Raw genomic sequence first — 21188 nt, forward strand, 5'->3', positions numbered from 1 at the left:
AATGGAAGACGGTCTGCGCTTCGCCATCCGTGAAGGCGGTCGTACCGTCGGCGCCGGCGTCGTAGCCAAAATCATCGAGTAATCACTCGACCGATTGAAAAAGCCCCCGCTCAGCGGGGGCTTTTTTTATTGGGTTGACACTAAATTGGGGCGTCTATAGAATCACGCCTCCTTTTAGCGGGCGTAGTGCGTCCGTTGGGAACAGCCTGGAGTCTGAAATCCAATGCAAAATCAGCAAATCCGTATCAGGTTGAAGGCTTTCGACCATCGCCTGATCGACCAATCCACCCAGGAAATCGTGGAAACCGCGAAACGTACTGGTGCACAAGTGCGTGGTCCAATTCCACTGCCTACCCGCAAAGAGCGTTTCACCGTTCTGGTCTCCCCGCACGTCAACAAAGACGCGCGTGACCAGTACGAGATTCGCACTCATAAGCGTGTTCTGGACATCGTCCAGCCAACGGATAAAACCGTTGACGCGCTGATGAAGCTTGATCTGGCGGCCGGCGTGGAAGTACAGATCAGCCTCGGCTAAGACTTCGGTCTGGTCGTGTAACGCTCTGAAATGGGCGGCCATAGCGGGTGAAAGCCCCGTACACTCATGAGGTTTACAACATGACTATTGGTGTAGTCGGTCGAAAAGCGGGTATGACCCGTATTTTCACCGAAGAAGGTGTCTCCATTCCGGTCACGGTCATTGAGATCGAGCCGAATCGCGTCACCCAGTTCAAAACCGAAGAAACTGATGGCTACCGTGCAGTGCAAGTCACTGTCGGCGAGCGTCGTGCTTCGCGTGTGACCGCCGCTCAGGCTGGCCACTTTGCCAAGGCCAACGTTGCCGCTGGTCGCGGTGTCTGGGAGTTCCGTCTTGAAGAAGGCGATTTCCAGGCTGGCGATCTGATCAAAGCTGAACTCTTCACTGCAGGCCAGCTGGTAGACGTAACCGGTCAGTCCAAAGGTAAAGGCTTCGCCGGTACCATCAAGCGTTGGAACTTCCGTGGTCAAGATAACACCCACGGTAACTCCGTATCGCACCGTGTCCCTGGCTCCATCGGCCAGTGCCAGACTCCTGGTCGTGTATTCAAGGGCAAGAAAATGTCCGGTCACATGGGCGCTGAGCGCGTGACTGTGCAGTCCCTGGAAGTAGTACGCGTAGACGCTGAACGCAACCTGCTGCTGATCAAGGGTGCCGTTCCAGGCGCTACTGGCGGCGACGTGGTTGTGCGTCCAGCTGTCAAGGCTCGCGGGTAAGGGGAAACTGACATGCAACTTAATGTAAATGACGCTCAGGCGATCGAAGTTTCCGAACTGACTTTCGGTGGCGAATTCAACGAGACGCTGGTACACCAAGCAGTCGTGGCCTACATGGCCGGCGGCCGTCAGGGCACCAAGCAGCAGAAGACCCGTTCTGACGTAGCCGGTGGCGGTAAGCGCCCATGGCGTCAGAAAGGTACTGGCCGTGCTCGTGCCGGTACTACCCGTGGTCCGATCTGGCGTGGCGGTGGTGTAACCTTCGCAGCTCGTCCTCAGGATCACTCGCAGAAGCTCAACAAGAAGATGTATCGCGCAGCTCTGCGCTCCATCCTCGCTGAGCTGGTGCGTAGCGACCGTCTGGTCGTGGTTCAGGACTTCGCTGTTGAAGCCCCGAAAACCAAAGACCTGCTGAACAAGCTGAACGGCATGGGTCTGAGCGATGTTCTCATCGTTTCCGACGCTGTTGATCAGAACCTGTACCTGGCTGCTCGCAACCTGCCGCACGTCGATGTACGTGACGTTCAAGGTTCCGACCCGGTCAGTCTGATCGCATACGAGAAGGTGTTGATCACCGTCTCGGCCGTGAAGAAATTCGAGGAGCTGCTGGGATGAACCAGGAACGCGTATTCAAAGTCCTCCTTGGCCCGCACGTTTCCGAGAAGGCTACCGTTCTGGCTGAGAAGAAAGGCCAGTTCGTATTCAAGGTTGCTACCGATGCAACCAAGCTGGAAATCAAGAAAGCTGTCGAAGGCCTGTTCAACGTAAAAGTTGAAAACGTGTCGACTGTTAACGTTCTGGGTAAAACCAAGCGTACCGCACGTGGTCTGGGCAAGCGTAATGACTGGAAGAAGGCGATCGTCTCCCTTCAGCCAGGCCAAGATCTCGATTTCAGCAGCAGTGCTGAGTAAGGAAGGGGTGCATCATGGCAATCGTTAAATGCAAACCGACTTCCCCTGGCCGCCGTTTTGTGGTCAAGGTGGTCAACAAGGAGCTGCACAAAGGCGCTCCTCACGCACCGCTGATCGAGAAAAAATCGAAGTCTGGTGGTCGTAACAACAATGGCCGCATCACCACGCGTCACGTGGGTGGTGGTCATAAGCAGCACTACCGTCTGGTCGACTTCCGTCGCAACGACAAGGATGGCATTCCAGCCACCGTCGAGCGTATCGAATACGACCCGAACCGTACTGCTCACATCGCCCTGCTGTGCTACGCAGACGGTGAGCGTCGCTACATCATCGCCCCTAAAGGCGTGAGCGCTGGCGACCAGCTGATCGCAGGTGCCCTGGCCCCAATCAAGGCCGGTAACTCCCTGCAGCTGCGCAACATCCCAGTAGGTAGCACCATTCACGGCATCGAACTGAAGCCGGGTAAAGGTGCTCAGATCGCTCGTTCCGCTGGTGCTTCGGCTCAGCTGATCGCTCGCGAAGGTGTCTACGTGACCCTGCGTCTGCGCTCTGGTGAAATGCGTAAAGTCCTGGCTGAGTGCCGTGCGACCCTGGGCGAAGTCTCGAACTCCGAGCACAGCCTGCGTTCGCTGGGTAAAGCTGGTGCCAAACGCTGGCGCGGCGTTCGCCCAACCGTTCGTGGTGTTGCCATGAACCCGGTTGACCACCCGCATGGTGGTGGTGAAGGTCGTACCTCTGGTGGTCGTCATCCGGTATCGCCATGGGGCTTCCCAACCAAGGGTGCTAAAACCCGTGGTAATAAGCGTACCGACAACATGATCGTCCGTCGTCGCAAGTAACTAGAGGGATACGACAGTGCCACGTTCTCTGAAAAAAGGTCCTTTTATCGATCTTCACCTGTTGAAGAAGGTCGAAGTGGCGGTGGAGAAGAACGATCGCAAGCCAGTTAAAACCTGGTCGCGCCGTTCGATGATCCTGCCACAAATGGTCGGTCTGACCATCGCGGTACACAACGGTCGCCAACACGTCCCAGTTCTCGTGAACGAAGACATGGTCGGCCACAAACTGGGCGAGTTCGCCGGTACCCGCACCTATCGCGGGCACGTGGCTGACAAGAAAGCCAAGCGTTAAGGGGTAAGGAAATGGAAGTAGCCGCTAAGTTGTCGGGCGCTCGCATCTCCGCCCAGAAAGCCCGCTTGGTCGCCGACCAGATCCGCGGGAAGAAGGTGGGCGAAGCGCTCAACCTGTTGGCCTTCAGCAGCAAAAAAGCCGCTGAAATCATGAAGAAAGTCCTCGAGTCGGCCGTTGCCAACGCCGAACACAACGAAGGCGCAGACGTTGATGACCTGAAGGTCTCCACCGTCTTCGTCAACGAAGGGCGTTCGCTGAAGCGCATCATGCCGCGTGCCAAAGGCCGCGCTGATCGCATCGTCAAGCGGTCTTGCCATATCACTGTCAAGGTTGCGGACAAGTAACGGAGTCGATCAGATGGGTCAGAAAGTACATCCCACTGGCATTCGCCTGGGAATCGTCAAGGAGCACACCTCCGTCTGGTACGCAGACGGCGCGACTTACGCAGATTACCTGCTGAAGGATCTGCAAACTCGCGAGTACCTCCAAGACAAACTAAAAAGCGCGTCCGTAAGCCGTATCGATATTCATCGTCCGGCTCAAACTGCACGCATCACCATCCACACCGCTCGTCCCGGTATCGTTATCGGCAAGAAAGGTGAAGATGTTGAGAAGCTGCGTCAGGACCTGACCAAGCAGATGGGTGTGCCTGTGCACATCAACATCGAAGAGATCCGCAAGCCGGAACTCGACGCTATGCTGGTTGCTCAGAGCGTAGCCCAGCAGCTGGAACGCCGCGTAATGTTCCGTCGCGCCATGAAGCGCGCCGTACAGAACGCCATGCGTATTGGTGCCAAGGGCATCAAGATCCAGGTGAGCGGTCGTCTCGGCGGTGCCGAGATCGCACGTACCGAGTGGTATCGCGAAGGTCGTGTGCCCCTGCACACCCTGCGTGCCGATATCGACTACAACACCTACGAAGCTCACACCACCTACGGTGTGATCGGTGTCAAGGTTTGGATCTTCAAAGGCGAAGTGATTGGTGGTCGCCAGGAAGAGCTGAAGCCTCAAGCACCAGCGCCTCGTAAAAAAGCTGCTAAGTAAGGGGTACGCCAAATGTTGCAACCAAAGCGTACAAAATTCCGCAAGCAGATGACTGGCCACAACCGTGGTCTGGCACTGCGCGGTAGCAAGGTCAGCTTCGGCGAGTTCGCTCTGAAAGCTGTCGCCCGCGGTCGTCTCACCGCTCGCCAGATCGAGTCGGCACGTCGTGCCCTGACCCGTCACGTTAAGCGTGGCGGCAAGATCTGGATCCGTGTGTTCCCGGACAAGCCGGTTACCAAGAAGCCTCTCGAAGTGCGGATGGGTAAAGGTAAGGGTTCCGTGGAATACTGGGTTGCCCAGATTCAGCCAGGCAAAGTCCTGTACGAGATCGAGGGTGTTTCTGAAGAGCTGGCGCGCGAAGCTTTCGCCCTGGCCGCTGCAAAGCTGCCACTCGCCACCTCCTTTGTTAAGCGGACGGTGATGTGATGAAAGCGAATGAACTTCGTGAAAAATCCGCACAGCAACTGAATGAGCAACTGCTCGGCTTGCTGCGCGACCAGTTCAATCTGCGCATGCAGAAAGCAACTGGCCAGTTGGGGCAGTCGCACCTGCTCTCGCAAGTTAAGCGTGACATCGCTCGCGTGAAAACTGTGCTCAACCAGCAGGCAGGTAAGTGATCATGGCTGAAGCTGAAAAAACCGTCCGTACGCTGACTGGCCGTGTCGTCAGCGACAAAATGGACAAGACCATCACCGTTCTGATCGAGCGTCGCGTAAAGCACCCGATCTACGGTAAATACGTTAAGCGTTCGACTAAGCTGCACGCGCACGACGAAGCCAACCAGTGCAAGATCGGCGACAAGGTTTCCATTCGCGAAACCCGTCCGCTGGCCAAGACCAAGTCCTGGGCACTGGTTGAAGTCCTCGAACGCGCTGTTGAAGTCTAAGGGCTAGGGGTCGGAGAAATTTTATGATTCAGACTCAATCCATGCTCGATGTGGCCGATAACAGCGGCGCTCGTCGCGTCATGTGCATCAAGGTGCTCGGCGGTTCGCACCGCCGTTACGCCGGCATCGGTGACATCATCAAGGTAACCGTCAAGGAAGCAATTCCGCGCGGTAAGGTCAAAAAAGGCCAAGTGATGACTGCTGTTGTCGTCCGTACCCGTCACGGTGTACGTCGCGCTGACGGTTCCATCATTCGTTTCGACGGCAACGCTGCTGTTCTGCTGAACACCAAGCAAGAGCCGATCGGCACTCGCATCTTCGGGCCAGTGACCCGTGAACTTCGTACCGAGAAGTTCATGAAGATCGTCTCGCTCGCCCCTGAAGTGCTCTAAGGAGATCCGACATGCAAAAGATTCGTCGTGACGACGAGATCATCGTGATCGCCGGCAAAGACAAAGGTAAGCGCGGTAAGGTGCTGAAGGTTCTCGCTGATGACCGTCTGGTCATCGGTGGTGTCAACCTGGTCAAGCGTCATACCAAGCCTAACCCGATGGCGGGCGTCCAGGGCGGTATCGTCGAGAAAGAAGCGCCACTGCACGCTTCCAACGTTGCCATCTTCAACAGCGAAACCAACAAAGCTGACCGCGTTGGTTTCAAAGTAGAAGAAGGTAAGAAAATTCGTGTCTTCAAGTCGACCCAAAAAGCGGTTGATGCTTGAACACTGCTAGGTAGAAGACCATGGCACGACTGAAAGAGATTTACCGGAACGAAATCGCTCCTAAGCTTAAGGAAGAACTTAAGCTGTCGAACGTGATGGAAGTTCCTCGCGTTACCAAAATCACCCTGAACATGGGTCTGGGCGAAGCGATCGGCGACAAGAAAGTCATCGAGCACGCTGTTGCTGACCTGGAAAAGATCACCGGTCAAAAGCCGGTCGTGACTTTCGCTCGTAAATCCATCGCGGGCTTCAAAGTCCGTGAGGGCTGGCCGATCGGCGTCAAGGTGACCCTGCGTAGCGACAAGATGTACGAATTCCTGGACCGCCTGCTGGCGATCTCCCTGCCTCGGGTTCGCGACTTCCGCGGCCTGAATGCCAAGTCCTTCGATGGCCGTGGCAACTACAGCATGGGCGTGAAAGAGCAGATCATCTTCCCGGAAATCGACTACGACAAGATCGATGCTCTGCGCGGTTTGGACATCACCCTGACCACCACTGCTCGTTCGGACGACGAAGGCCGCGCTCTGCTGCGTGCTTTCAAGTTCCCGTTCCGCAACTGATTGGAGTAGGAAAATGGCCAAGAAGAGCATGAAAAACCGCGAGCTGAAGCGTCAGCTCACGGTAGCCAAGTACGCTAAAAAGCGTGCCGAGCTGAAAGCGACCATCGTCAACCTGAACGCCTCTCCTGAAGAGCGTTTCGCTGCCGTTGTCGCCCTGCAGAAGCAGCCACGTGACGCCAGCGCTTCGCGCATGCGTAACCGCTGCCGCATCACCGGTCGTCCGCACGGCGTGTACCGCAAGTTCGGCCTCGGCCGTAACAAGCTGCGCGAAGCCGCCATGCGTGGTGATGTGCCAGGTCTGGTCAAGGCTAGCTGGTAATCCCAGTTGGCGTGACCACCGGCGGAAGGGGAGAGATCTTCCGACCGCCGGTGACCTCGCAAAGAAACAAGCCCCTATATGGGGCTTGTTTCGTTTCTGCCTTGTGTCTAGAATGACCGGCTCACCTGAGCCTGGGTTTTTTACCCTGCCTGCCCGGGTGGTTGTGATAGCCGCAAGGCTAATAATTCTTGTATCAGGAGCATCTAGCCCATGAGTATGCAGGACCCGTTAGCGGACATGCTAACTCGCATCCGTAATGCCCAGATGGCTGAAAAGTCTGTCGTAAGCATGCCTTCCTCCACGCTGAAGGTCGCGGTTGCCAAAGTACTGAAAGACGAAGGTTACATCGCCGGCTACGAAGTCAGCGGCGAAGCCAAGCCTTCCCTGTCGATCGAACTGAAGTACTTCGAAGGCCGTCCGGTCATTGAGGAACTGAAGCGCACCAGCCGTCCAGGCCTGCGCCAGTACAAGGCCGTCACTGACCTGCCGAAAGTACGTGGCGGTCTGGGCGTGTCTATCGTCTCCACCAACAAAGGTGTGATGACTGACCGCGCTGCGCGCGCTGCCGGTGTCGGCGGCGAAGTTCTGTGCACAGTGTTCTAAGGGGAGATAGGCATGTCTCGCGTCGCTAAGAACCCCGTTAAGCTGCCAGCAGGCGTCGAAGTCAAATTCGCCGGTCAGCAGCTTTCGGTGAAGGGTGCCAAGGGCACTCTCGAACTGAACGTTCACTCGTCTGTTGAAGTTACCGAAGAAGCTGGCGAGCTGCGTTTCGTCGCTCGCAACGGTGATCAGCAAGCTCGCGCCATGGCCGGTACCACCCGCGCCCTGGTGAACAACATGGTCCAGGGCGTAAGCCAAGGCTTCGAGCGCAAGCTCCAGCTGGTCGGTGTTGGTTACAAGGCACAGGCCAAGGGCACCATCCTGAACCTGGCTCTGGGCTTCTCGCACCCAGTGGATTACGAACTGCCAGCCGGTATCACCGCTGAAACTCCTAGCCAGACCGACATCCTGATCAAGGGTATCGATAAGCAGCTGGTAGGTCAGGTGGCCGCTGAAGTCCGCGGTTTCCGTCCGCCAGAGCCTTACAAGGGCAAGGGTGTGCGTTACGCGGACGAAGTAGTCCGTCGTAAAGAAGCCAAGAAGAAGTAGGGCCTAGCAAATGACCGACAAAAAAGTTACTCGACTGCGTCGCGCTCGCAAAGCACGCCTGAAAATGCACGAGCTCGAAGCCGTGCGTCTGTGCGTGTTCCGCTCCTCGCAGCACATCTACGCCCAGGTCATCTCGGCCGACGGCAGCAAGGTTCTGGCAAGTGCCTCGACCTTGGACAAAGAACTGCGTGATGGTGCCACCGGCAACATCGACGCGGCCACTAAGGTTGGCAAGCTGGTAGCTGAGCGTGCGAAAGCCGCCGGTGTATCTCAAGTTGCCTTTGACCGTTCCGGCTTCAAGTACCATGGCCGCGTCAAAGCGCTGGCTGATGCTGCTCGTGAAGGCGGGCTGGAGTTCTAAGTTATGGCAAATAACGATCAAAAGCGCGACGAAGGCTACATCGAGAAGCTGGTTCAAGTTAACCGCGTTGCCAAGACCGTCAAGGGCGGCCGTATCTTCACCTTCACCGCGCTGACCGTGGTAGGTGATGGCAAGGGCCGCGTTGGCTTCGGCCGTGGCAAATCGCGCGAAGTACCAGCTGCGATCCAGAAAGCCATGGAAGCTGCTCGTCGCAACATGATTCAGGTTGACCTGAAAGGCACCACCCTGCAGTACGCCACCAAGGCCGCCCACGGCGCCTCGAAGGTTTACATGCAGCCTGCCTCGGAAGGTACCGGTATCATCGCCGGTGGCGCAATGCGTGCCGTCCTGGAAGTTGCTGGCGTTCAGAACGTCCTGGCCAAGTGCTACGGCTCGACCAACCCAGTGAACGTGGTACACGCCACCTTCAAGGGTCTGAAAGCCATGCAATCCCCTGAGTCCATTGCTGCCAAGCGCGGCAAGACTGTTGAGGAGATCCGCTGATCATGGCAACCGTTAAAGTTACGCTGATCAAGAGCGTCTCGGGCCGCATCCCTAACCACAAACTGTGCGTCAAGGGTCTGGGTCTGCGTCGTATCGGTCACACTGTAGAAGTCCAGGATACTCCCGAGAACCGCGGGATGATCAACAAGGCTTACTACATGCTGAAGGTCGAGGGTTAATCGATGAAACTCAATGATCTGAGTCCAGCGCCGGGTTCCCGTCGCGAGAAGCACCGTCCGGGCCGTGGTATCGGTAGCGGTCTGGGCAAGACTGGTGGCCGTGGTCACAAAGGTCAGACTTCGCGTTCCGGTGGCACCATTGCTCCAGGCTTCGAAGGCGGTCAACAGCCGCTGCACCGTCGCCTGCCGAAGTTCGGCTTCGTATCCCTGAAAGCCATGGACCGCGCAGAAGTGCGTCTGTCCGAGCTGGCCAAGGTGGAAGGCGATCTGATCACCGTTCAGTCCCTCAAGGACGCCAACGTGATCGGCCAGCACGTACAGCGTGTGAAAATCATGCTGTCGGGCGAAGTCACTCGCGCAGTCACCCTCAAGGGTATCGCCGTCACCAAAGGTGCACGTGCGGCTATCGAAGCAGCTGGCGGCAAGTTCGAGGAATAAATGGCTAAGCAAGGTGCTCTCTCTTCGCTCGGTAAGGGCGGGATGTCGGAACTCTGGGCTCGTCTGCGTTTTCTGTTCATGGCGATCATCGTCTATCGGATTGGCGCGCACATCCCGGTACCAGGCATTAACCCGGACCGTCTCGCGGATCTGTTCCGGCAGAATGAGGGGACCATTCTTAGCTTGTTCAACATGTTTTCCGGCGGCGCGCTGGAGCGCATGAGCATCTTTGCACTGGGGATCATGCCGTACATCTCGGCATCGATCATCATGCAGCTCATGACCGCTGTCAGCCCGCAGCTGGAGCAGTTGAAGAAGGAAGGTGAAGCTGGCCGTCGCAAGATCAGCCAGTACACCCGCTACGGCACCGTTATCCTGGCGCTGGTTCAAGCCATTGGCATGTCCATTGGCCTGGCCAACCAGGGCGTGGCGTTTTCTGTTGGCCTCGGCTTCCATGTTGTCGCCGTCTCCACCTTCGTGGCAGGCGCGATGTTCATGATGTGGCTGGGTGAGCAGATCACCGAGCGCGGTGTGGGCAACGGTATCTCGATGTTGATCTTCGCAGGTATCGTTGCCGGTCTTCCGAGAGCAATCGGGCAGTCTTTCGAGTCTGCACGCACAGGCGATATCAACATCTTCGCCCTGGTCGCAATCGGTTTGCTTGCAGTAGCGATTATCGGTTTCGTGGTGTTCATTGAGCGTGGTCAGCGTCGTATCGCCGTTCACTACGCCAAGCGTCAGCAGGGCCGCAAGGTCTTCGCTGCGCAGACCAGCCACCTGCCGCTGAAAGTGAACATGGCGGGCGTAATCCCGGCCATTTTCGCGAGCAGCATCTTGCTGTTCCCGGCTTCGCTGGGTGCCTGGTTCGGTCAGTCCGAAGGTATGGGCTGGCTGCAGGACATCTCGCAGTCGATCGCTCCTGGTCAGCCGTTGAACATTCTGCTGTTTAGTGCAGGGATCATTTTCTTCTGCTTCTTCTACACAGCGTTGATGTTCAATCCGAAAGACGTAGCGGAAAACCTGAAGAAGTCCGGTGCCTTTATTCCGGGTATCCGTCCTGGTGAGCAGTCGGCGCGCTACATTGATGGCGTTCTGACCCGTTTGACCATGTTCGGTGCTCTTTACATGATGGCCGTGTGCCTGCTGCCCCAGTTCCTGGTGGTGGCTGCAAACGTGCCGTTCTACCTTGGCGGGACCTCGTTGCTGATTGTGGTAGTGGTTGTGATGGACTTCATGTCCCAAGTACAATCGCACCTCGTTTCGCACCAGTACGAATCCCTGATGAAGAAAGCCAACCTGAAAGGCTACGGCGGCAGCGGTCTGCTGCGCTGATCTAGCCCCTTAAGGTTCGAGGAGTCGGTAATGAAAGTTCGTGCATCGGTGAAAAAGCTGTGCCGCAACTGCAAGATCATTCGTCGCGAAGGTATCGTGCGCGTGATCTGCAGCGTGGAACCGCGTCACAAGCAGCGCCAAGGCTGAGTGTGATCTGCGTCAAACCCAGCAGCTAGTGTGCTGCTGGGTTGATTATTCGTTTCTACAGCGATATTATCTCGCGCCCTATTTCTTGGCTTCCGGGGCGTAGGTAGCTGTCAATTGGAGTCCCACTGAATGGCCCGTATTGCAGGCGTCAACATTCCAGATAACAAGCATACTGTTATCTCGCTGACCTACATCTATGGTGTCGGTCGCACTACTGCACAGAAAATCTGTGCAGACGCTGGTGTCAACCCAGCCGCAAAGATCAAGGATCTGAGCGACGAGCAAATCGAAACCCTGCGTGGCGAAGTTGCGAAGTTCACCACCGAAGGTGACCTGCGTCGTGACATCAACATGAAGATCAAACGCTTGATGGACCTGGGTTGCTACCGCGGCCTGCGTCATCGTAAAGGTCTGCCGGTTCGCGGTCAGCGCACCAAGACCAACGCACGCACCCGTAAGGGCCCGCGTAAGCCGATCCGCAAGTAATCGCCCAGGAATATAGACATGGCAAAACCTGCTGCTCGTCCTCGTAAAAAAGTCAAAAAGACAGTGGTTGATGGCATCGCCCACATCCATGCGTCTTTCAACAACACCATCGTGACCATCACCGACCGTCAGGGCAACGCACTGTCCTGGGCGACCTCCGGTGGTTCGGGTTTCCGTGGTTCGCGCAAATCCACCCCGTTCGCAGCCCAGATCGCTGCTGAGCGTGCTGGTCAAGCTGCGCTGGAATACGGCCTGAAAAACCTCGACGTCAACGTCAAGGGTCCAGGTCCGGGTCGTGAATCCGCCGTTCGTGCACTGAACAGCTGCGGCTACAAGATCGCCAGCATCACCGACGTGACGCCAATCCCGCATAACGGGTGCCGTCCGCCGAAGAAGCGTCGCGTGTAATCAGGAGACAGATAAATGGCACGTTACATTGGTCCAAAATGCAAACTGTCTCGCCGTGAAGGCACTGACCTGTTCCTGAAGAGCGGCGTTCGCGCTCTGGAATCGAAGTGCAACATCGAAGCAGCCCCAGGTATCCACGGCCAGCGCCGTGGCCGTCAGTCCGACTACGGTACCCAGCTGCGCGAGAAACAAAAAGTTCGTCGTATCTACGGTGTTCTGGAGCGTCAATTCCGCGGTTACTACCAAGCGGCTGCCTCGAAGAAAGGCGCCACTGGTGAGAACCTGCTGCAGATGCTCGAGTCCCGTCTGGACAACGTCGTCTACCGTATGGGCTTCGGTTCTACCCGTTCCGAGTCCCGTCAGCTGGTTTCGCACAAAGCAATCAGCGTCAACGGCAAGACCGTGAACATTCCATCCTACCAAGTTCGTCCGGGTGACGTGGTCGCGGTTCGCGAGAAGTCGCTGAACCAGCTGCGCATTGTTCAAGCCCTTGAACTGTGCTCTCAGCGTGGCCGCGTTGAGTGGGTAGACGTGGATGCTGCTAAAAAGTCGGGCGTTTTCAAGAACGTTCCTGCTCGCAGCGACCTGTCCGCCGACATCAACGAAAACCTGATTGTCGAGCTCTACTCCAAGTAAGGGCTAGAAAATAGGTGCATCCATGCAGATTTCGGTAAATGAGTTTCTGACACCCCGCCACATTGATGTGCAGGTTGTCAGTCCAACCCGCGCCAAGATCACGCTCGAGCCTCTCGAGCGTGGCTTCGGCCATACCCTGGGCAACGCGCTGCGCCGCATCCTGTTGTCCTCCATGCCTGGCTGTGCAGTAGTCGAGGCCGAGATCGATGGCGTACTCCACGAGTACTCCGCGATCGAAGGTGTACAGGAAGACGTCATTGAAATCCTGTTGAACCTGAAAGGCCTGGCTATCAAGCTGCACGGTCGTGACGAAGTTACGCTGACCTTGTCGAAAAAGGGTTCGGGGGTGGTTACCGCTGCCGATATTCAGCTGGATCACGATGTCGAGATCGTCAACCCCGATCACGTAATCGCGAACCTGGCGTCCAACGGCGCCCTGAACATGAAGCTCACTGTAGCTCGTGGTCGCGGTTACGAGCCGGCCGACTCCCGTCAGACCGACGAAGACGAAAGCCGTAGCATTGGCCGTCTGCAGCTGGACGCTTCGTTCAGCCCGGTGCGTCGTATCGCCTATGTGGTCGAGAACGCCCGTGTTGAACAGCGTACCAACCTGGACAAGCTGGTCATCGATCTGGAAACCAACGGTACCCTGGATCCTGAAGAGGCCATCCGTCGTGCCGCGACCATCCTGCAACAGCAGCTGGCCGCGTTCGTCGACCTCAAAGGTGACAGCGAGCCGGTCGTGGTCGAGCAGGAAGACGAGATCGATCCGATCCTGCTGCGCCCGGTTGACGACCTGGAACTGACCGTACGTTCGGCCAACTGCCTCAAGGCGGAGAACATCTACTACATCGGCGACCTGATTCAGCGTACCGAAGTAGAGCTGTTGAAGACTCCTAACCTGGGCAAGAAGTCCCTGACTGAAATCAAGGACGTCCTGGCCTCCCGTGGTCTGTCTCTCGGCATGCGCCTCGACAACTGGCCGCCTGCAAGCCTTAAGAAAGACGACAAGGCGACAGCCTGATCGTCGTAATCACCGAACGTTGTGTTTGGTAAGGAATGAATCATGCGTCATCGTAAAAGTGGACGTCACCTGAGCCGTACCAGCTCTCACCGCAAAGCTATGTTCCAGAACATGGCTGTGTCGCTGATCGAGCACGAGCTGATCAAAACCACCCTGCCGAAAGCCAAGGAACTGCGCCGCGTTGCCGAGCCGCTGATCACCCTGGCCAAGGAAGACAGCGTTGCCAACCGCCGTCTGGCCTTCGACCGTACTCGTTCGAAGTCCGCTGTTGGCAAACTGTTCAACGATCTGGGCAAGCGCTACGCCACCCGTCAGGGCGGTTACCTGCGCATCCTGAAGTGCGGTTTCCGCGCTGGCGACAACGCGCCTATGGCGTACGTCGAGCTGGTTGATCGTCCGGTCGGTGGTGCTGTAGAAGCTGCCGAGTAAGACGTTCTGTCTGCAACAAAGAACCGGGCCTAGTGCCCGGTTTTTTGTTGCTCGATGAATTGTCATTTTCTATTGATGCAAGTCAGGCAATGAATTTGTTCGTGTAACACTGCTCGTCGATACTCTCTCCAAGCCGATTAGCCGGCCGTTCAAGATCGATAAGGAGAGCCCATGAGCAAGATTCTCACCACCGCCAGCGGTGCACCTGTAGCCGATAACCAGAATTCCCGTTCCGCAGGCCCGCGCGGCCCGCTGCTGCTCGACGATTTCCACCTGCTCGAGAAGCTCGCTCACTTCAACCGCGAGAACATTCCCGAGCGCCGTGTGCACGCCAAAGGCTCGGGCGCCTACGGTACCTTCACCGTTACCCGCGACATCACCGGCTACACCAGTGCCAAGCTGTTCAGCGCCGTCGGCAAGCAGACCGAGACCTTCCTGCGCTTCTCCACCGTGGGTGGCGAGCGCGGCTCTGCCGATACCGAGCGCGACCCGCGTGGCTTTGCGGTCAAGTTCTACACCGAGGAAGGTAACTGGGACATCGTCGGCAACAACACGCCGGTCTTCTTCATTCGCGACCCGCTGAAATTCCCGGATTTCATTCACACCCAGAAGCGCCACCCGCAGAGCAACCTGAAGAATGCCCAGATGATGTGGGACTTCTGGTCGCATTCGCCCGAGGCGCTGCATCAGGTCACCATCCTGTTCTCCGATCGCGGCATTCCGGACGGTTACCGCCACATGCACGGTTTCGGCAGCCATACCTACAGCCTGATCAACGACAAGGGTGAGCGCACCTGGGTCAAATGGCACTACAAGACACAACAGGGCATCAAGAACCTGGCGCCTGCCGAAGCAGCCCGCCTGGCCGGCAGCGACCCTGATTACGCCCAGCGCGACCTGTTCGAGGCCATCGAGCGTGGCGATTACCCGCGTTGGACCGTGTGCATTCAGGTGATGAGCGAAGCCGAGGCCGCAAGCCGTCAGGAGAACCCGTTCGACGTGACCAAGACCTGGTCGCAAAAGGACTACCCGCTGATCGAGGTTGGTGTGCTGGAGCTCAACCGCAACCCGCTCAACTACTTCGCCGAAGTCGAGCAGGCCACGTTCGGCCCGAGCAACATGGTCCCGGGTGTGGGGCTGTCGCCGGACCGTATGCTGCAAGGCCGCGTATTCGCCTACGCCGACGCCCACCGCTACCGCGTGGGTACCAATCACCAGCATCTGCCGGTGAACGCGCCGCGCAGTCCTGTGCACAGCTACCAGCGCGATGGCGCCATGGCCAGCGGCAGCTACGGCAGCGCGCCTAACTACGAGCCGAACAGCTTCAGCGATGCACCCAAGCAGTCGCCGCGTCATGCCGAGCCGTCGCTGGCCCTCGAGGGTGCGGCTGATCGCTACGATCACCGCGAGGACAACGACTACTACAGCCATGCCGGCGCACTGTTCCGTCTGATGAGCAACGAACAGCGGGCGCTGCTGATCGACAACATCGCCGGCACCATGGCCAACGTCAGCGAAGACGTCGTCCAGCGTCAACTGCAGCACTTCTACAAGGCGGATCCGGCCTATGCAGAGGGAATTGCCAAGGCTTTGGGTATAACCCTCGCCTAAGTCGAAGTGATAAAAAGAACCGCCCTCATTTGGGCGGTTTTTCAATGAAAATCACTACGGTTTAGCCGATTATTTGCCGTTAATTGCGCATTTTCCCGTGACCACGCGCAAAAGCTGGTTCAAACTATGAGCTATCGAAGCATTCACAGGGAGAAGCAGGGCGATGCAAGGTCACCCGGACGTAATCAACTACCTCGTCATGTTGCTGAAGGGCGAACTGGCAGCACGCGATCAATACTTCATCCATTCGCGGATGTATGAAGATTGGGGCCTGGGCAAGCTCTTCGAACGCATCAACCACGAGATGGAAGAAGAGACGCAGCACGCCGATGCGCTGATGCGCCGTATCCTCATGCTCGAAGGCACCCCGGACATGCGCGCTGACGATCTGGAAGTGGGTAAAACCGTGCCCGAGATGATCGCGGCCGACCTCAAGCTCGAGTACAAAGTCCGCGCCGCGCTGTGCAAGGGCATCGAGCTGTGCGAGCTGCACAAGGACTACATCAGCCGCGACATCCTGCGCGCGCAGTTGGCCGATACTGAAGAAGATCACACCTACTGGCTGGAGAAGCAGCAGGGCCTGATCAAGGCCATCGGCCTGGAAAACTACCTGCAGTCGCAGATGTAAGTTATCCGCAGCTGCAAAAAAGCCCCTGTCACTCGCATGACAGGGGCTTTTTCATGGGTGCTAGATCAGGCCCGGTCTCGCTCCAGCAGTGGTTTCAGATAGTGCCCGGTATAGGACTGCTGTTTCTCGGCCAGCTCTTCAGGCGTACCGACGGCAATGATCTGCCCACCCTTGGAGCCACCCTCCGGCCCAAGGTCCACCAACCAGTCCGCCGTCTTGATCACATCCAGGTTGTGCTCGATGACCACCACGGTGTTGCCGTGATCGCGCAGGCGATGCAGCACGTCCAGCAGTTGCTGGATGTCGGCGAAGTGCAAGCCAGTGGTCGGCTCGTCGAGGATGTACAGGGTCTTGCCGGTATCGCGCTTGGACAGCTCGCGCGACAGCTTGACCCGCTGCGCCTCGCCGCCCGACAGCGTGGTGGCTGACTGCCCCAGCTTGATGTAGGAAAGCCCCACGTCCATCAGCGTCTGCAGCTTGCGCGCCAGTGCCGGTACAGCGTCGAAGAACCCACGGGCATCCTCGATGGTCATTTCCAGCACCTCGTGGATGTTCTTGCCCTTGTACTTGATCTCGAGGGTTTCGCGGTTATAGCGCTTGCTCTTGCACACGTCGCACGGCACGTAGATGTCCGGCAGGAAGTGCATTTCCACCTTGATCAGGCCGTCGCCCTGGCACGCCTCGCAGCGCCCGCCCTTGACGTTGAATGAGAAGCGCCCCGGGCCATAGCCACGGGAGCGCGCCTCCGGCACACCGGCGAACAGCTCACGGATCGGCGTGAAGATGCCAGTGTAGGTCGCGGGGTTCGAACGCGGAGTGCGACCGATCGGGCTCTGGTCGATATCGACCACCTTGTCCAGGTGTTGCAGGCCATCGATGCTGCTGTGCGGCGCCGGCTCCAGGGTGCTGGCACCGTTGAGCGCGGTGGCCGCCAGGGGGAACAGGGTGTTGTTGATCAGCGTCGATTTACCCGAGCCGGACACACCGGTCACGCAGGTCAAAAGGCCAATCGGCAGTTCCAGGTCGACGTTCTGCAGGTTGTTGCCGCGCGCACCCTTGAGCTTGAGCGACAGCTTCTTGTTGCGCGGGGTGCGCTTGGCCGGCACGACGATCTTCTTGCGCCCGGACAGGTATTTGCCGGTCAGCGAATCGGGGTGTGCCATCACCTCGTCCGGCGTGCCCTCGGCGACGATCTGCCCGCCATGCACGCCGGCCCCGGGGCCGATATCCACCACGTAGTCGGCCAGGCGGATGGCGTCCTCGTCGTGCTCCACCACGATCACCGTGTTGCCCAGGTCGCGCAGGTGGTTGAGGGTGGCCAGCAGGCGGTCGTTGTCCCGTTGATGAAGGCCGATGGACGGTTCATCGAGGATGTACATGACGCCCACGAGGCCGGCGCCGATCTGGCTGGCCAGGCGGATCCGCTGGGCCTCGCCACCGGACAGGGTGTCGGCGCTGCGGTCGAGGGTCAGGTAGTCGAGGCCCACGTTGACCAGGAATTGCAGGCGCTCGCAGATCTCCTTGAGGATTTTCGCCGCGATCTCGCCACGACGGCCGCTCAGGGTCAGGTCGCTGAAGTAGTTGCTGGCTTCACCGATCGGCAGGTTGGTCACCGCCGGCAGGGTCTTCTCGCCCACCCACACATGCCGCGCCTCACGGCGCAGGCGGGTGCCGCGGCAGTCGGGGCAGGGCTGGGTGCCCAGGAACTTGGCCAGCTCTTCGCGCACGGTGGCCGACTCGGTCTCGCGGTAGCGGCGCTCGAGGTTGGGCACGATGCCTTCGAACGGGTGCGAGCGCTTGACGATATCGCCCCGGTCGTTGAGGTACTTGAAGTCGACGCTCTGCTTGCCGCTGCCGTGCAGGATGACCTTCTGGTCCTCGGCCGACAGCTCGCCGAACGGCTGTTCGAGGCTGAAGCCATAGTGCGCCGCCAGCGAGCCGAGCATCTGGAAGTAGTAGACGTTACGCCGGTCCCAGCCGCGTATCGCCCCCTCGGCCAGGGTGAGCTCGCTGTTGACCAGGCGCTTGGTATCGAAGAACTGCTTCACCCCCAGGCCATCGCAGGTCGGGCAGGCGCCGGCCGGGTTGTTAAAGGAGAACAGCTTCGGTTCCAGCTCGCTGATCGCATGGCCGCAGATCGGGCAGGCGAAGCGCGCGGAGAAGATCGTCTCTTCGCCGTCCTCGTCGTCCATCGGTGCGACCAGGGCGATGCCGTCCGCCAGCTTGAGCGCGGTCTCGAACGACTCGGCCAGGCGCTGTTGCAGGTCGGCACGCACCTTGAAGCGGTCCACCACCACATCGATGCTGTGCTTCTTCTGCTTGTCCAGCTTGGGCAACTCGTCCAGCTCATAGAGCTTGCCGTTGACCCGCGCCCGCACGAAGCCCTGGGCGCGCAGCTCGTCGAACACCGCCAGGTGCTCACCCTTGCGCTCGCGGATCACCGGCGCCAGCAGCATCAGCTTGCTGCCTTCGGGGTTTTCCAGCACCAGGTCGACCATCTGGCTGATCGTTTGCGCTTCCAGCGGGATGTCGTGGTCCGGGCAGCGCGGCGTGCCCACCCGCGCATAGAGCAGGCGCAGGTAGTCGTAGATCTCGGTGATGGTGCCCACGGTGGAGCGTGGGTTGTGCGAGGTGGACTTCTGCTCGATGGAAATCGCCGGCGACAGGCCTTCGATGGTGTCGACGTCGGGCTTTTCCATCATCGACAGGAACTGCCGGGCGTAGGCCGAGAGCGATTCCACATAGCGGCGCTGGCCTTCGGCATACAGGGTGTCGAACGCCAGCGACGACTTGCCGGAGCCGGACAGGCCGGTGATCACGATCAGCTTGTCCCGCGGTAGCGTGAGGTCGATGTTCTTCAGGTTGTGGGTACGTGCCCCACGAATCAGGATCTTGTCCACTGCGGCCTCGCTCGGCGGGCATAAACAAAGGAGTATACGGCGCGCTGCCAGTACGCGGCAAAGCGTCGCGCAGATGCCGCCAAGCCGCCGGGCTGATAGAATCGCCGCCGGTTCACACGAGGTTAATCCATGCACGACACCCACAACGAGCGCATGAGTGGCAGCGAAACCCGCGCGGCTAGCGGCCTGGCCCTGGTCTTTGCCTTTCGTATGCTGGGCATGTTCATGGTATTGCCGGTGCTGGCCACCTACGGCATGGACCTGGCCGGTGCCACGCCTACGCTGATCGGCCTGGCCATCGGGGCCTATGGCCTCACCCAGGCTGTGCTGCAGATTCCGTTCGGCATGATCTCCGACCGCATCGGCCGCCGCCCGGTGATCTACCTGGGCTTGGTGATCTTCGCCCTCGGCAGCGTGCTGGCGGCCCAGGCCGACTCGATCTGGGGCGTGATCGCCGGGCGCATCCTGCAAGGCGCCGGGGCCATCTCCGCAGCCGTCATGGCGCTGCTGTCCGACCTCACCCGCGAGCAACACCGCACCAAGGCCATGGCCATGATCGGCATGAGCATCGGCCTGTCGTTTGCCGTGGCCATGGTCGTCGGGCCGCTGCTGACTCGCGCCTTCGGCTTGTCAGGCTTGTTCCTCGCCACTGCAGGACTTGCCCTGGTCGGTATCGCCCTGATCGCCTTCGTCGTGCCCAACACCCACAAGACCCTGCAGCACCGCGAGTCCGGCGTGGCCCGCCAGGCCCTGGGCCCGACCCTGCGCCATCCGGACCTTCTGCGCCTGGACGTGGGCATTTTCGTCCTGCACGCCATCCTCATGGCCAGCTTCGTCGCGCTGCCGCTGGCCTTCGTCGAACGCGGCGGGCTGCCGAAGGAAGAGCACTGGTGGGTGTACCTGACCGCGCTGCTGGTTTCATTTTTTGCAATGATCCCCTTCATCATCTACGGCGAGAAGAAGCGCAAGATGAAACGCGTGCTGCTTGGCGCGGTCAGTGTGTTGCTGCTGGTGGAGCTGTTCTTCTGGCAGTGGGCTGACAACTTGCGCGGACTGGTGATCGGCACCGTGGTATTCTTTACCGCCTTCAACCTGTTGGAGGCATCCTTGCCTTCGCTGGTCAGCAAGGTGTCGCCCGCCGGTGGCAAAGGGACTGCAATGGGTGTGTACTCCACCAGTCAGTTCCTGGGTGCCGCGCTGGGAGGAATCATCGGTGGCTGGTTGTTCCAGCACGGTGGCCTGAGCATGGTGTTTCTCGGTTGCGCGGGGCTGTGTGCCCTGTGGCTGGTCACTGCGTTGCGCATGAACGAGCCGCCTTACGTGACCAGCCTGCGCATGCCGCTGACGCCAGAGGCAGTCCGGGAAGCCGGGCTTACCGAGCGCCTGATGGCCGTGCCGGGTGTGACCGACGCCGTGGTGGTGGCAGAAGAAGCCGCCATCTATATCAAACTGGATACGAAAATTTTGGACCGTGCGACCCTCGAGCGTCTGGTAAACCCAGCCTCTTCGGCGTGCGAAGCCTAGGAGAACGTTATGGCCCGTGGGGTTAACAAAGTCATTCTGGTCGGTACCTGCGGTCAGGATCCCGAAGTCCGCTACCTGCCCAACGGTAACGCCGTGACCAACCTGAGCCTGGCTACCAGCGAGCAGTGGACCGACAAGCAGTCCGGCCAGAAGGTCGAGCGCACCGAGTGGCACCGCGTTTCGCTGTTCGGCAAGGTTGCCGAAATCGCCGGCGAATACCTGCGCAAAGGTTCGCAGGTGTACATCGAAGGCAAGCTGCAGACCCGCGAGTGGGAAAAAGACGGCATCAAGCGCTACACCACCGAGATCATCGTCGACATCAACGGCACCATGCAGTTGCTCGGCGGCCGTCCGCAGAACCAGCAGGGTGGCGGCGACCAGTACAACCAGGGTGGTGGCAACAACTACAACCAGGGTGGTGGCCAGCAGCAGTACAACCAGGCCCCGCGCCAGCAAGCCCAGCGCCCTCAGCAGGCGCCACAGCGCCCAGCGCCGCAGCAGCCGGCTCCGCAGCCAGCCGCTGACTTCGACAGCTTCGACGACGATATTCCGTTCTGATCGCAAGCGGTCGGCGTCACGCCAACTCCAAAAACCCAGGGCATGTGCCCTGGG

At 59.0% G+C, this 21188-nt stretch carries 34 protein-coding genes; 33 read left to right on the forward strand and 1 reads right to left on the reverse strand.

The genetic code is table 11. The annotated features are described in order from the left end of the window. The 31 genes from DM373_RS26350 to bfr form a co-directional block, all read left to right on the forward strand. Positions 1-82: EF-Tu C-terminal domain-related protein (locus DM373_RS26350; protein WP_023835866.1), on the forward strand; the 82-nt coding region annotated here is incomplete at its 5' end. 141 nt (positions 83-223) lie between these two features. Next, positions 224-535, forward strand: a complete 312-nt coding sequence (gene rpsJ / locus DM373_RS26355; protein ID WP_003186070.1) for a 30S ribosomal protein S10 — start codon at positions 224-226, stop codon at positions 533-535. Positions 536-615: 80 nt separating this feature from the next. Next, entirely contained in the window at positions 616-1251 is a 636-nt protein-coding gene (gene rplC / locus DM373_RS26360; protein WP_011531887.1) for a 50S ribosomal protein L3, read from the forward strand. 12 nt (positions 1252-1263) lie between these two features. Beyond that, on the forward strand, positions 1264-1866 hold the full coding sequence (gene rplD, locus DM373_RS26365) for a 50S ribosomal protein L4 (protein ID WP_003255485.1): 603 nt from the start codon (positions 1264-1266) through the stop codon (positions 1864-1866). Beyond that, positions 1863-2162, forward strand: a complete 300-nt coding sequence (gene rplW, locus DM373_RS26370) for a 50S ribosomal protein L23 (RefSeq protein WP_003255484.1) — start codon at positions 1863-1865, stop codon at positions 2160-2162. Before rplD ends, rplW begins: the two co-directional genes overlap by 4 nt. 14 nt (positions 2163-2176) lie before the next feature. Beyond that, a complete protein-coding gene (gene rplB, locus DM373_RS26375; protein WP_003255483.1) occupies positions 2177-3001 on the forward strand; it encodes a 50S ribosomal protein L2 in 825 nt (274 codons plus the stop codon). Between the two features lie 16 nt (positions 3002-3017). After that, complete coding sequence (gene rpsS, locus DM373_RS26380) at positions 3018-3293, forward strand: 30S ribosomal protein S19 (protein ID WP_003255482.1); 276 nt, start codon at positions 3018-3020, stop codon at positions 3291-3293. Positions 3294-3304: 11 nt separating this feature from the next. Beyond that, positions 3305-3637 (forward strand): 50S ribosomal protein L22, encoded by a 333-nt coding sequence (gene rplV / locus DM373_RS26385; RefSeq protein WP_003103908.1) that lies wholly within the window; start codon positions 3305-3307, stop codon positions 3635-3637. 13 nt (positions 3638-3650) lie between these two features. Then, on the forward strand, positions 3651-4337 hold the full coding sequence (gene rpsC / locus DM373_RS26390; RefSeq protein WP_011531889.1) for a 30S ribosomal protein S3: 687 nt from the start codon (positions 3651-3653) through the stop codon (positions 4335-4337). Between the two features lie 12 nt (positions 4338-4349). After that, entirely contained in the window at positions 4350-4763 is a 414-nt protein-coding gene (gene rplP / locus DM373_RS26395; protein ID WP_009397508.1) for a 50S ribosomal protein L16, read from the forward strand. Next, the gene (gene rpmC / locus DM373_RS26400) at positions 4763-4954 is read left to right on the forward strand and encodes a 50S ribosomal protein L29 (RefSeq protein WP_002555481.1); all 192 of its coding nucleotides are present in this window, start codon (positions 4763-4765) and stop codon (positions 4952-4954) included. The genes rplP and rpmC overlap by 1 nt, the downstream gene beginning before the upstream one ends. Positions 4955-4956: 2 nt before the next feature. Continuing rightward, positions 4957-5223: a 30S ribosomal protein S17 gene (gene rpsQ, locus DM373_RS26405; protein ID WP_003255478.1), complete on the forward strand. Its 267-nt coding sequence runs from the start codon at positions 4957-4959 to the stop codon at positions 5221-5223. A gap of 23 nt (positions 5224-5246) precedes the next feature. After that, entirely contained in the window at positions 5247-5615 is a 369-nt protein-coding gene (rplN, locus tag DM373_RS26410; RefSeq protein WP_008089810.1) for a 50S ribosomal protein L14, read from the forward strand. A gap of 11 nt (positions 5616-5626) precedes the next feature. Next, positions 5627-5941 carry a 50S ribosomal protein L24 gene (gene rplX / locus DM373_RS26415; protein ID WP_023629180.1) on the forward strand — a complete coding sequence of 105 codons (315 nt, stop codon included), beginning with the start codon at positions 5627-5629 and terminating at the stop codon, positions 5939-5941. A 20-nt stretch (positions 5942-5961) separates the two neighbouring features. Then, positions 5962-6501, forward strand: a complete 540-nt coding sequence (gene rplE / locus DM373_RS26420) for a 50S ribosomal protein L5 (RefSeq protein ID WP_003255474.1) — start codon at positions 5962-5964, stop codon at positions 6499-6501. Between the two features lie 13 nt (positions 6502-6514). After that, positions 6515-6820, forward strand: a complete 306-nt coding sequence (gene rpsN / locus DM373_RS26425) for a 30S ribosomal protein S14 (RefSeq protein WP_023629181.1) — start codon at positions 6515-6517, stop codon at positions 6818-6820. A gap of 210 nt (positions 6821-7030) precedes the next feature. Further along, positions 7031-7423, forward strand: coding sequence for a 30S ribosomal protein S8 (gene rpsH, locus DM373_RS26430; protein ID WP_110996348.1), 393 nt, complete (start codon positions 7031-7033; stop codon positions 7421-7423). 12 nt (positions 7424-7435) lie between these two features. Next, positions 7436-7969, forward strand: a complete 534-nt coding sequence (gene rplF / locus DM373_RS26435; RefSeq protein ID WP_110996349.1) for a 50S ribosomal protein L6 — start codon at positions 7436-7438, stop codon at positions 7967-7969. Positions 7970-7979: 10 nt separating this feature from the next. Then, positions 7980-8330: a 50S ribosomal protein L18 gene (rplR, locus tag DM373_RS26440; protein ID WP_011531893.1), complete on the forward strand. Its 351-nt coding sequence runs from the start codon at positions 7980-7982 to the stop codon at positions 8328-8330. 3 nt (positions 8331-8333) lie between these two features. Next, positions 8334-8834, forward strand: a complete 501-nt coding sequence (gene rpsE, locus DM373_RS26445; RefSeq protein ID WP_046857343.1) for a 30S ribosomal protein S5 — start codon at positions 8334-8336, stop codon at positions 8832-8834. 2 nt (positions 8835-8836) lie between these two features. After that, positions 8837-9013 carry a 50S ribosomal protein L30 gene (gene rpmD, locus DM373_RS26450; RefSeq protein ID WP_011531895.1) on the forward strand — a complete coding sequence of 59 codons (177 nt, stop codon included), beginning with the start codon at positions 8837-8839 and terminating at the stop codon, positions 9011-9013. A gap of 3 nt (positions 9014-9016) precedes the next feature. Further along, positions 9017-9451: a 50S ribosomal protein L15 gene (gene rplO, locus DM373_RS26455; RefSeq protein WP_110996350.1), complete on the forward strand. Its 435-nt coding sequence runs from the start codon at positions 9017-9019 to the stop codon at positions 9449-9451. After that, on the forward strand, positions 9452-10783 hold the full coding sequence (gene secY / locus DM373_RS26460) for a preprotein translocase subunit SecY (RefSeq protein ID WP_003257108.1): 1332 nt from the start codon (positions 9452-9454) through the stop codon (positions 10781-10783). Positions 10784-10813: 30 nt separating this feature from the next. After that, on the forward strand, positions 10814-10930 hold the full coding sequence (gene rpmJ, locus DM373_RS26465; RefSeq protein ID WP_032116397.1) for a 50S ribosomal protein L36: 117 nt from the start codon (positions 10814-10816) through the stop codon (positions 10928-10930). A 129-nt stretch (positions 10931-11059) separates the two neighbouring features. Next, positions 11060-11416: a 30S ribosomal protein S13 gene (rpsM, locus tag DM373_RS26470; RefSeq protein WP_003255457.1), complete on the forward strand. Its 357-nt coding sequence runs from the start codon at positions 11060-11062 to the stop codon at positions 11414-11416. An 18-nt stretch (positions 11417-11434) separates the two neighbouring features. Then, entirely contained in the window at positions 11435-11824 is a 390-nt protein-coding gene (gene rpsK, locus DM373_RS26475) for a 30S ribosomal protein S11 (protein WP_003255454.1), read from the forward strand. Positions 11825-11839: 15 nt separating this feature from the next. Next, the gene (rpsD, locus tag DM373_RS26480) at positions 11840-12460 is read left to right on the forward strand and encodes a 30S ribosomal protein S4 (RefSeq protein WP_110996351.1); all 621 of its coding nucleotides are present in this window, start codon (positions 11840-11842) and stop codon (positions 12458-12460) included. A gap of 22 nt (positions 12461-12482) precedes the next feature. After that, a complete protein-coding gene (locus DM373_RS26485; protein ID WP_003255452.1) occupies positions 12483-13484 on the forward strand; it encodes a DNA-directed RNA polymerase subunit alpha in 1002 nt (333 codons plus the stop codon). Between the two features lie 42 nt (positions 13485-13526). Next, positions 13527-13913: a 50S ribosomal protein L17 gene (gene rplQ, locus DM373_RS26490; RefSeq protein ID WP_003255451.1), complete on the forward strand. Its 387-nt coding sequence runs from the start codon at positions 13527-13529 to the stop codon at positions 13911-13913. Between the two features lie 171 nt (positions 13914-14084). Continuing rightward, complete coding sequence (locus tag DM373_RS26495) at positions 14085-15524, forward strand: catalase (RefSeq protein WP_110996352.1); 1440 nt, start codon at positions 14085-14087, stop codon at positions 15522-15524. A 163-nt stretch (positions 15525-15687) separates the two neighbouring features. Beyond that, positions 15688-16152, forward strand: coding sequence for a bacterioferritin (bfr, locus tag DM373_RS26500; RefSeq protein WP_110996353.1), 465 nt, complete (start codon positions 15688-15690; stop codon positions 16150-16152). 65 nt (positions 16153-16217) lie between these two features. On the opposite strand, the gene uvrA is transcribed toward bfr, so the two are convergent. Further along, the gene (gene uvrA / locus DM373_RS26505; RefSeq protein WP_167409873.1) at positions 16218-19052 is read right to left on the reverse strand and encodes an excinuclease ABC subunit UvrA; all 2835 of its coding nucleotides are present in this window, start codon (positions 19050-19052) and stop codon (positions 16218-16220) included. Positions 19053-19181: 129 nt separating this feature from the next. Here uvrA and DM373_RS26510 point away from each other — a divergent pair, with 129 nt between their 5' ends. Then, positions 19182-20576 (forward strand): MFS transporter, encoded by a 1395-nt coding sequence (locus DM373_RS26510; protein ID WP_110996354.1) that lies wholly within the window; start codon positions 19182-19184, stop codon positions 20574-20576. A gap of 9 nt (positions 20577-20585) precedes the next feature. After that, positions 20586-21134 carry a single-stranded DNA-binding protein gene (locus tag DM373_RS26515; protein WP_110996355.1) on the forward strand — a complete coding sequence of 183 codons (549 nt, stop codon included), beginning with the start codon at positions 20586-20588 and terminating at the stop codon, positions 21132-21134. Positions 21135-21188 lie beyond the last annotated feature (54 nt).

The organism is Pseudomonas sichuanensis, assembly GCF_003231305.1.
Taxonomy (GTDB): Bacteria; Pseudomonadota; Gammaproteobacteria; order Pseudomonadales; family Pseudomonadaceae; genus Aquipseudomonas; species Aquipseudomonas sichuanensis.

What these genes read in the sequence shown, in the direction of transcription:
- rpmD (WP_011531895.1), top strand. Translation starts at nt 8,837, where the DNA reads ATGGCAACCGTTAAAGTTACGCTGATCAAGAGCGTCTCGGGCCGCATC.
- DM373_RS26510 (WP_110996354.1), top strand. Translation starts at nt 19,182, where the DNA reads ATGCACGACACCCACAACGAGCGCATGAGTGGCAGCGAAACCCGCGCG.
- rplP (WP_009397508.1), top strand. Translation starts at nt 4,350, where the DNA reads ATGTTGCAACCAAAGCGTACAAAATTCCGCAAGCAGATGACTGGCCAC.
- DM373_RS26515 (WP_110996355.1), top strand. Translation starts at nt 20,586, where the DNA reads ATGGCCCGTGGGGTTAACAAAGTCATTCTGGTCGGTACCTGCGGTCAG.
- rpsH (WP_110996348.1), top strand. Translation starts at nt 7,031, where the DNA reads ATGAGTATGCAGGACCCGTTAGCGGACATGCTAACTCGCATCCGTAAT.
- rpsK (WP_003255454.1), top strand. Translation starts at nt 11,435, where the DNA reads ATGGCAAAACCTGCTGCTCGTCCTCGTAAAAAAGTCAAAAAGACAGTG.
- rplO (WP_110996350.1), top strand. Translation starts at nt 9,017, where the DNA reads ATGAAACTCAATGATCTGAGTCCAGCGCCGGGTTCCCGTCGCGAGAAG.
- secY (WP_003257108.1), top strand. Translation starts at nt 9,452, where the DNA reads ATGGCTAAGCAAGGTGCTCTCTCTTCGCTCGGTAAGGGCGGGATGTCG.
- rplQ (WP_003255451.1), top strand. Translation starts at nt 13,527, where the DNA reads ATGCGTCATCGTAAAAGTGGACGTCACCTGAGCCGTACCAGCTCTCAC.
- rplX (WP_023629180.1), top strand. Translation starts at nt 5,627, where the DNA reads ATGCAAAAGATTCGTCGTGACGACGAGATCATCGTGATCGCCGGCAAA.
- rplR (WP_011531893.1), top strand. Translation starts at nt 7,980, where the DNA reads ATGACCGACAAAAAAGTTACTCGACTGCGTCGCGCTCGCAAAGCACGC.
- rplD (WP_003255485.1), top strand. Translation starts at nt 1,264, where the DNA reads ATGCAACTTAATGTAAATGACGCTCAGGCGATCGAAGTTTCCGAACTG.
- rpsN (WP_023629181.1), top strand. Translation starts at nt 6,515, where the DNA reads ATGGCCAAGAAGAGCATGAAAAACCGCGAGCTGAAGCGTCAGCTCACG.
- DM373_RS26485 (WP_003255452.1), top strand. Translation starts at nt 12,483, where the DNA reads ATGCAGATTTCGGTAAATGAGTTTCTGACACCCCGCCACATTGATGTG.
- rpsD (WP_110996351.1), top strand. Translation starts at nt 11,840, where the DNA reads ATGGCACGTTACATTGGTCCAAAATGCAAACTGTCTCGCCGTGAAGGC.
- rplC (WP_011531887.1), top strand. Translation starts at nt 616, where the DNA reads ATGACTATTGGTGTAGTCGGTCGAAAAGCGGGTATGACCCGTATTTTC.
- bfr (WP_110996353.1), top strand. Translation starts at nt 15,688, where the DNA reads ATGCAAGGTCACCCGGACGTAATCAACTACCTCGTCATGTTGCTGAAG.
- rplW (WP_003255484.1), top strand. Translation starts at nt 1,863, where the DNA reads ATGAACCAGGAACGCGTATTCAAAGTCCTCCTTGGCCCGCACGTTTCC.
- DM373_RS26495 (WP_110996352.1), top strand. Translation starts at nt 14,085, where the DNA reads ATGAGCAAGATTCTCACCACCGCCAGCGGTGCACCTGTAGCCGATAAC.
- rpmC (WP_002555481.1), top strand. Translation starts at nt 4,763, where the DNA reads ATGAAAGCGAATGAACTTCGTGAAAAATCCGCACAGCAACTGAATGAG.
- rpmJ (WP_032116397.1), top strand. Translation starts at nt 10,814, where the DNA reads ATGAAAGTTCGTGCATCGGTGAAAAAGCTGTGCCGCAACTGCAAGATC.
- rpsC (WP_011531889.1), top strand. Translation starts at nt 3,651, where the DNA reads ATGGGTCAGAAAGTACATCCCACTGGCATTCGCCTGGGAATCGTCAAG.
- rpsQ (WP_003255478.1), top strand. Translation starts at nt 4,957, where the DNA reads ATGGCTGAAGCTGAAAAAACCGTCCGTACGCTGACTGGCCGTGTCGTC.
- rplB (WP_003255483.1), top strand. Translation starts at nt 2,177, where the DNA reads ATGGCAATCGTTAAATGCAAACCGACTTCCCCTGGCCGCCGTTTTGTG.
- rpsM (WP_003255457.1), top strand. Translation starts at nt 11,060, where the DNA reads ATGGCCCGTATTGCAGGCGTCAACATTCCAGATAACAAGCATACTGTT.
- rplN (WP_008089810.1), top strand. Translation starts at nt 5,247, where the DNA reads ATGATTCAGACTCAATCCATGCTCGATGTGGCCGATAACAGCGGCGCT.
- rplF (WP_110996349.1), top strand. Translation starts at nt 7,436, where the DNA reads ATGTCTCGCGTCGCTAAGAACCCCGTTAAGCTGCCAGCAGGCGTCGAA.
- rpsJ (WP_003186070.1), top strand. Translation starts at nt 224, where the DNA reads ATGCAAAATCAGCAAATCCGTATCAGGTTGAAGGCTTTCGACCATCGC.
- rplV (WP_003103908.1), top strand. Translation starts at nt 3,305, where the DNA reads ATGGAAGTAGCCGCTAAGTTGTCGGGCGCTCGCATCTCCGCCCAGAAA.
- rplE (WP_003255474.1), top strand. Translation starts at nt 5,962, where the DNA reads ATGGCACGACTGAAAGAGATTTACCGGAACGAAATCGCTCCTAAGCTT.
- rpsE (WP_046857343.1), top strand. Translation starts at nt 8,334, where the DNA reads ATGGCAAATAACGATCAAAAGCGCGACGAAGGCTACATCGAGAAGCTG.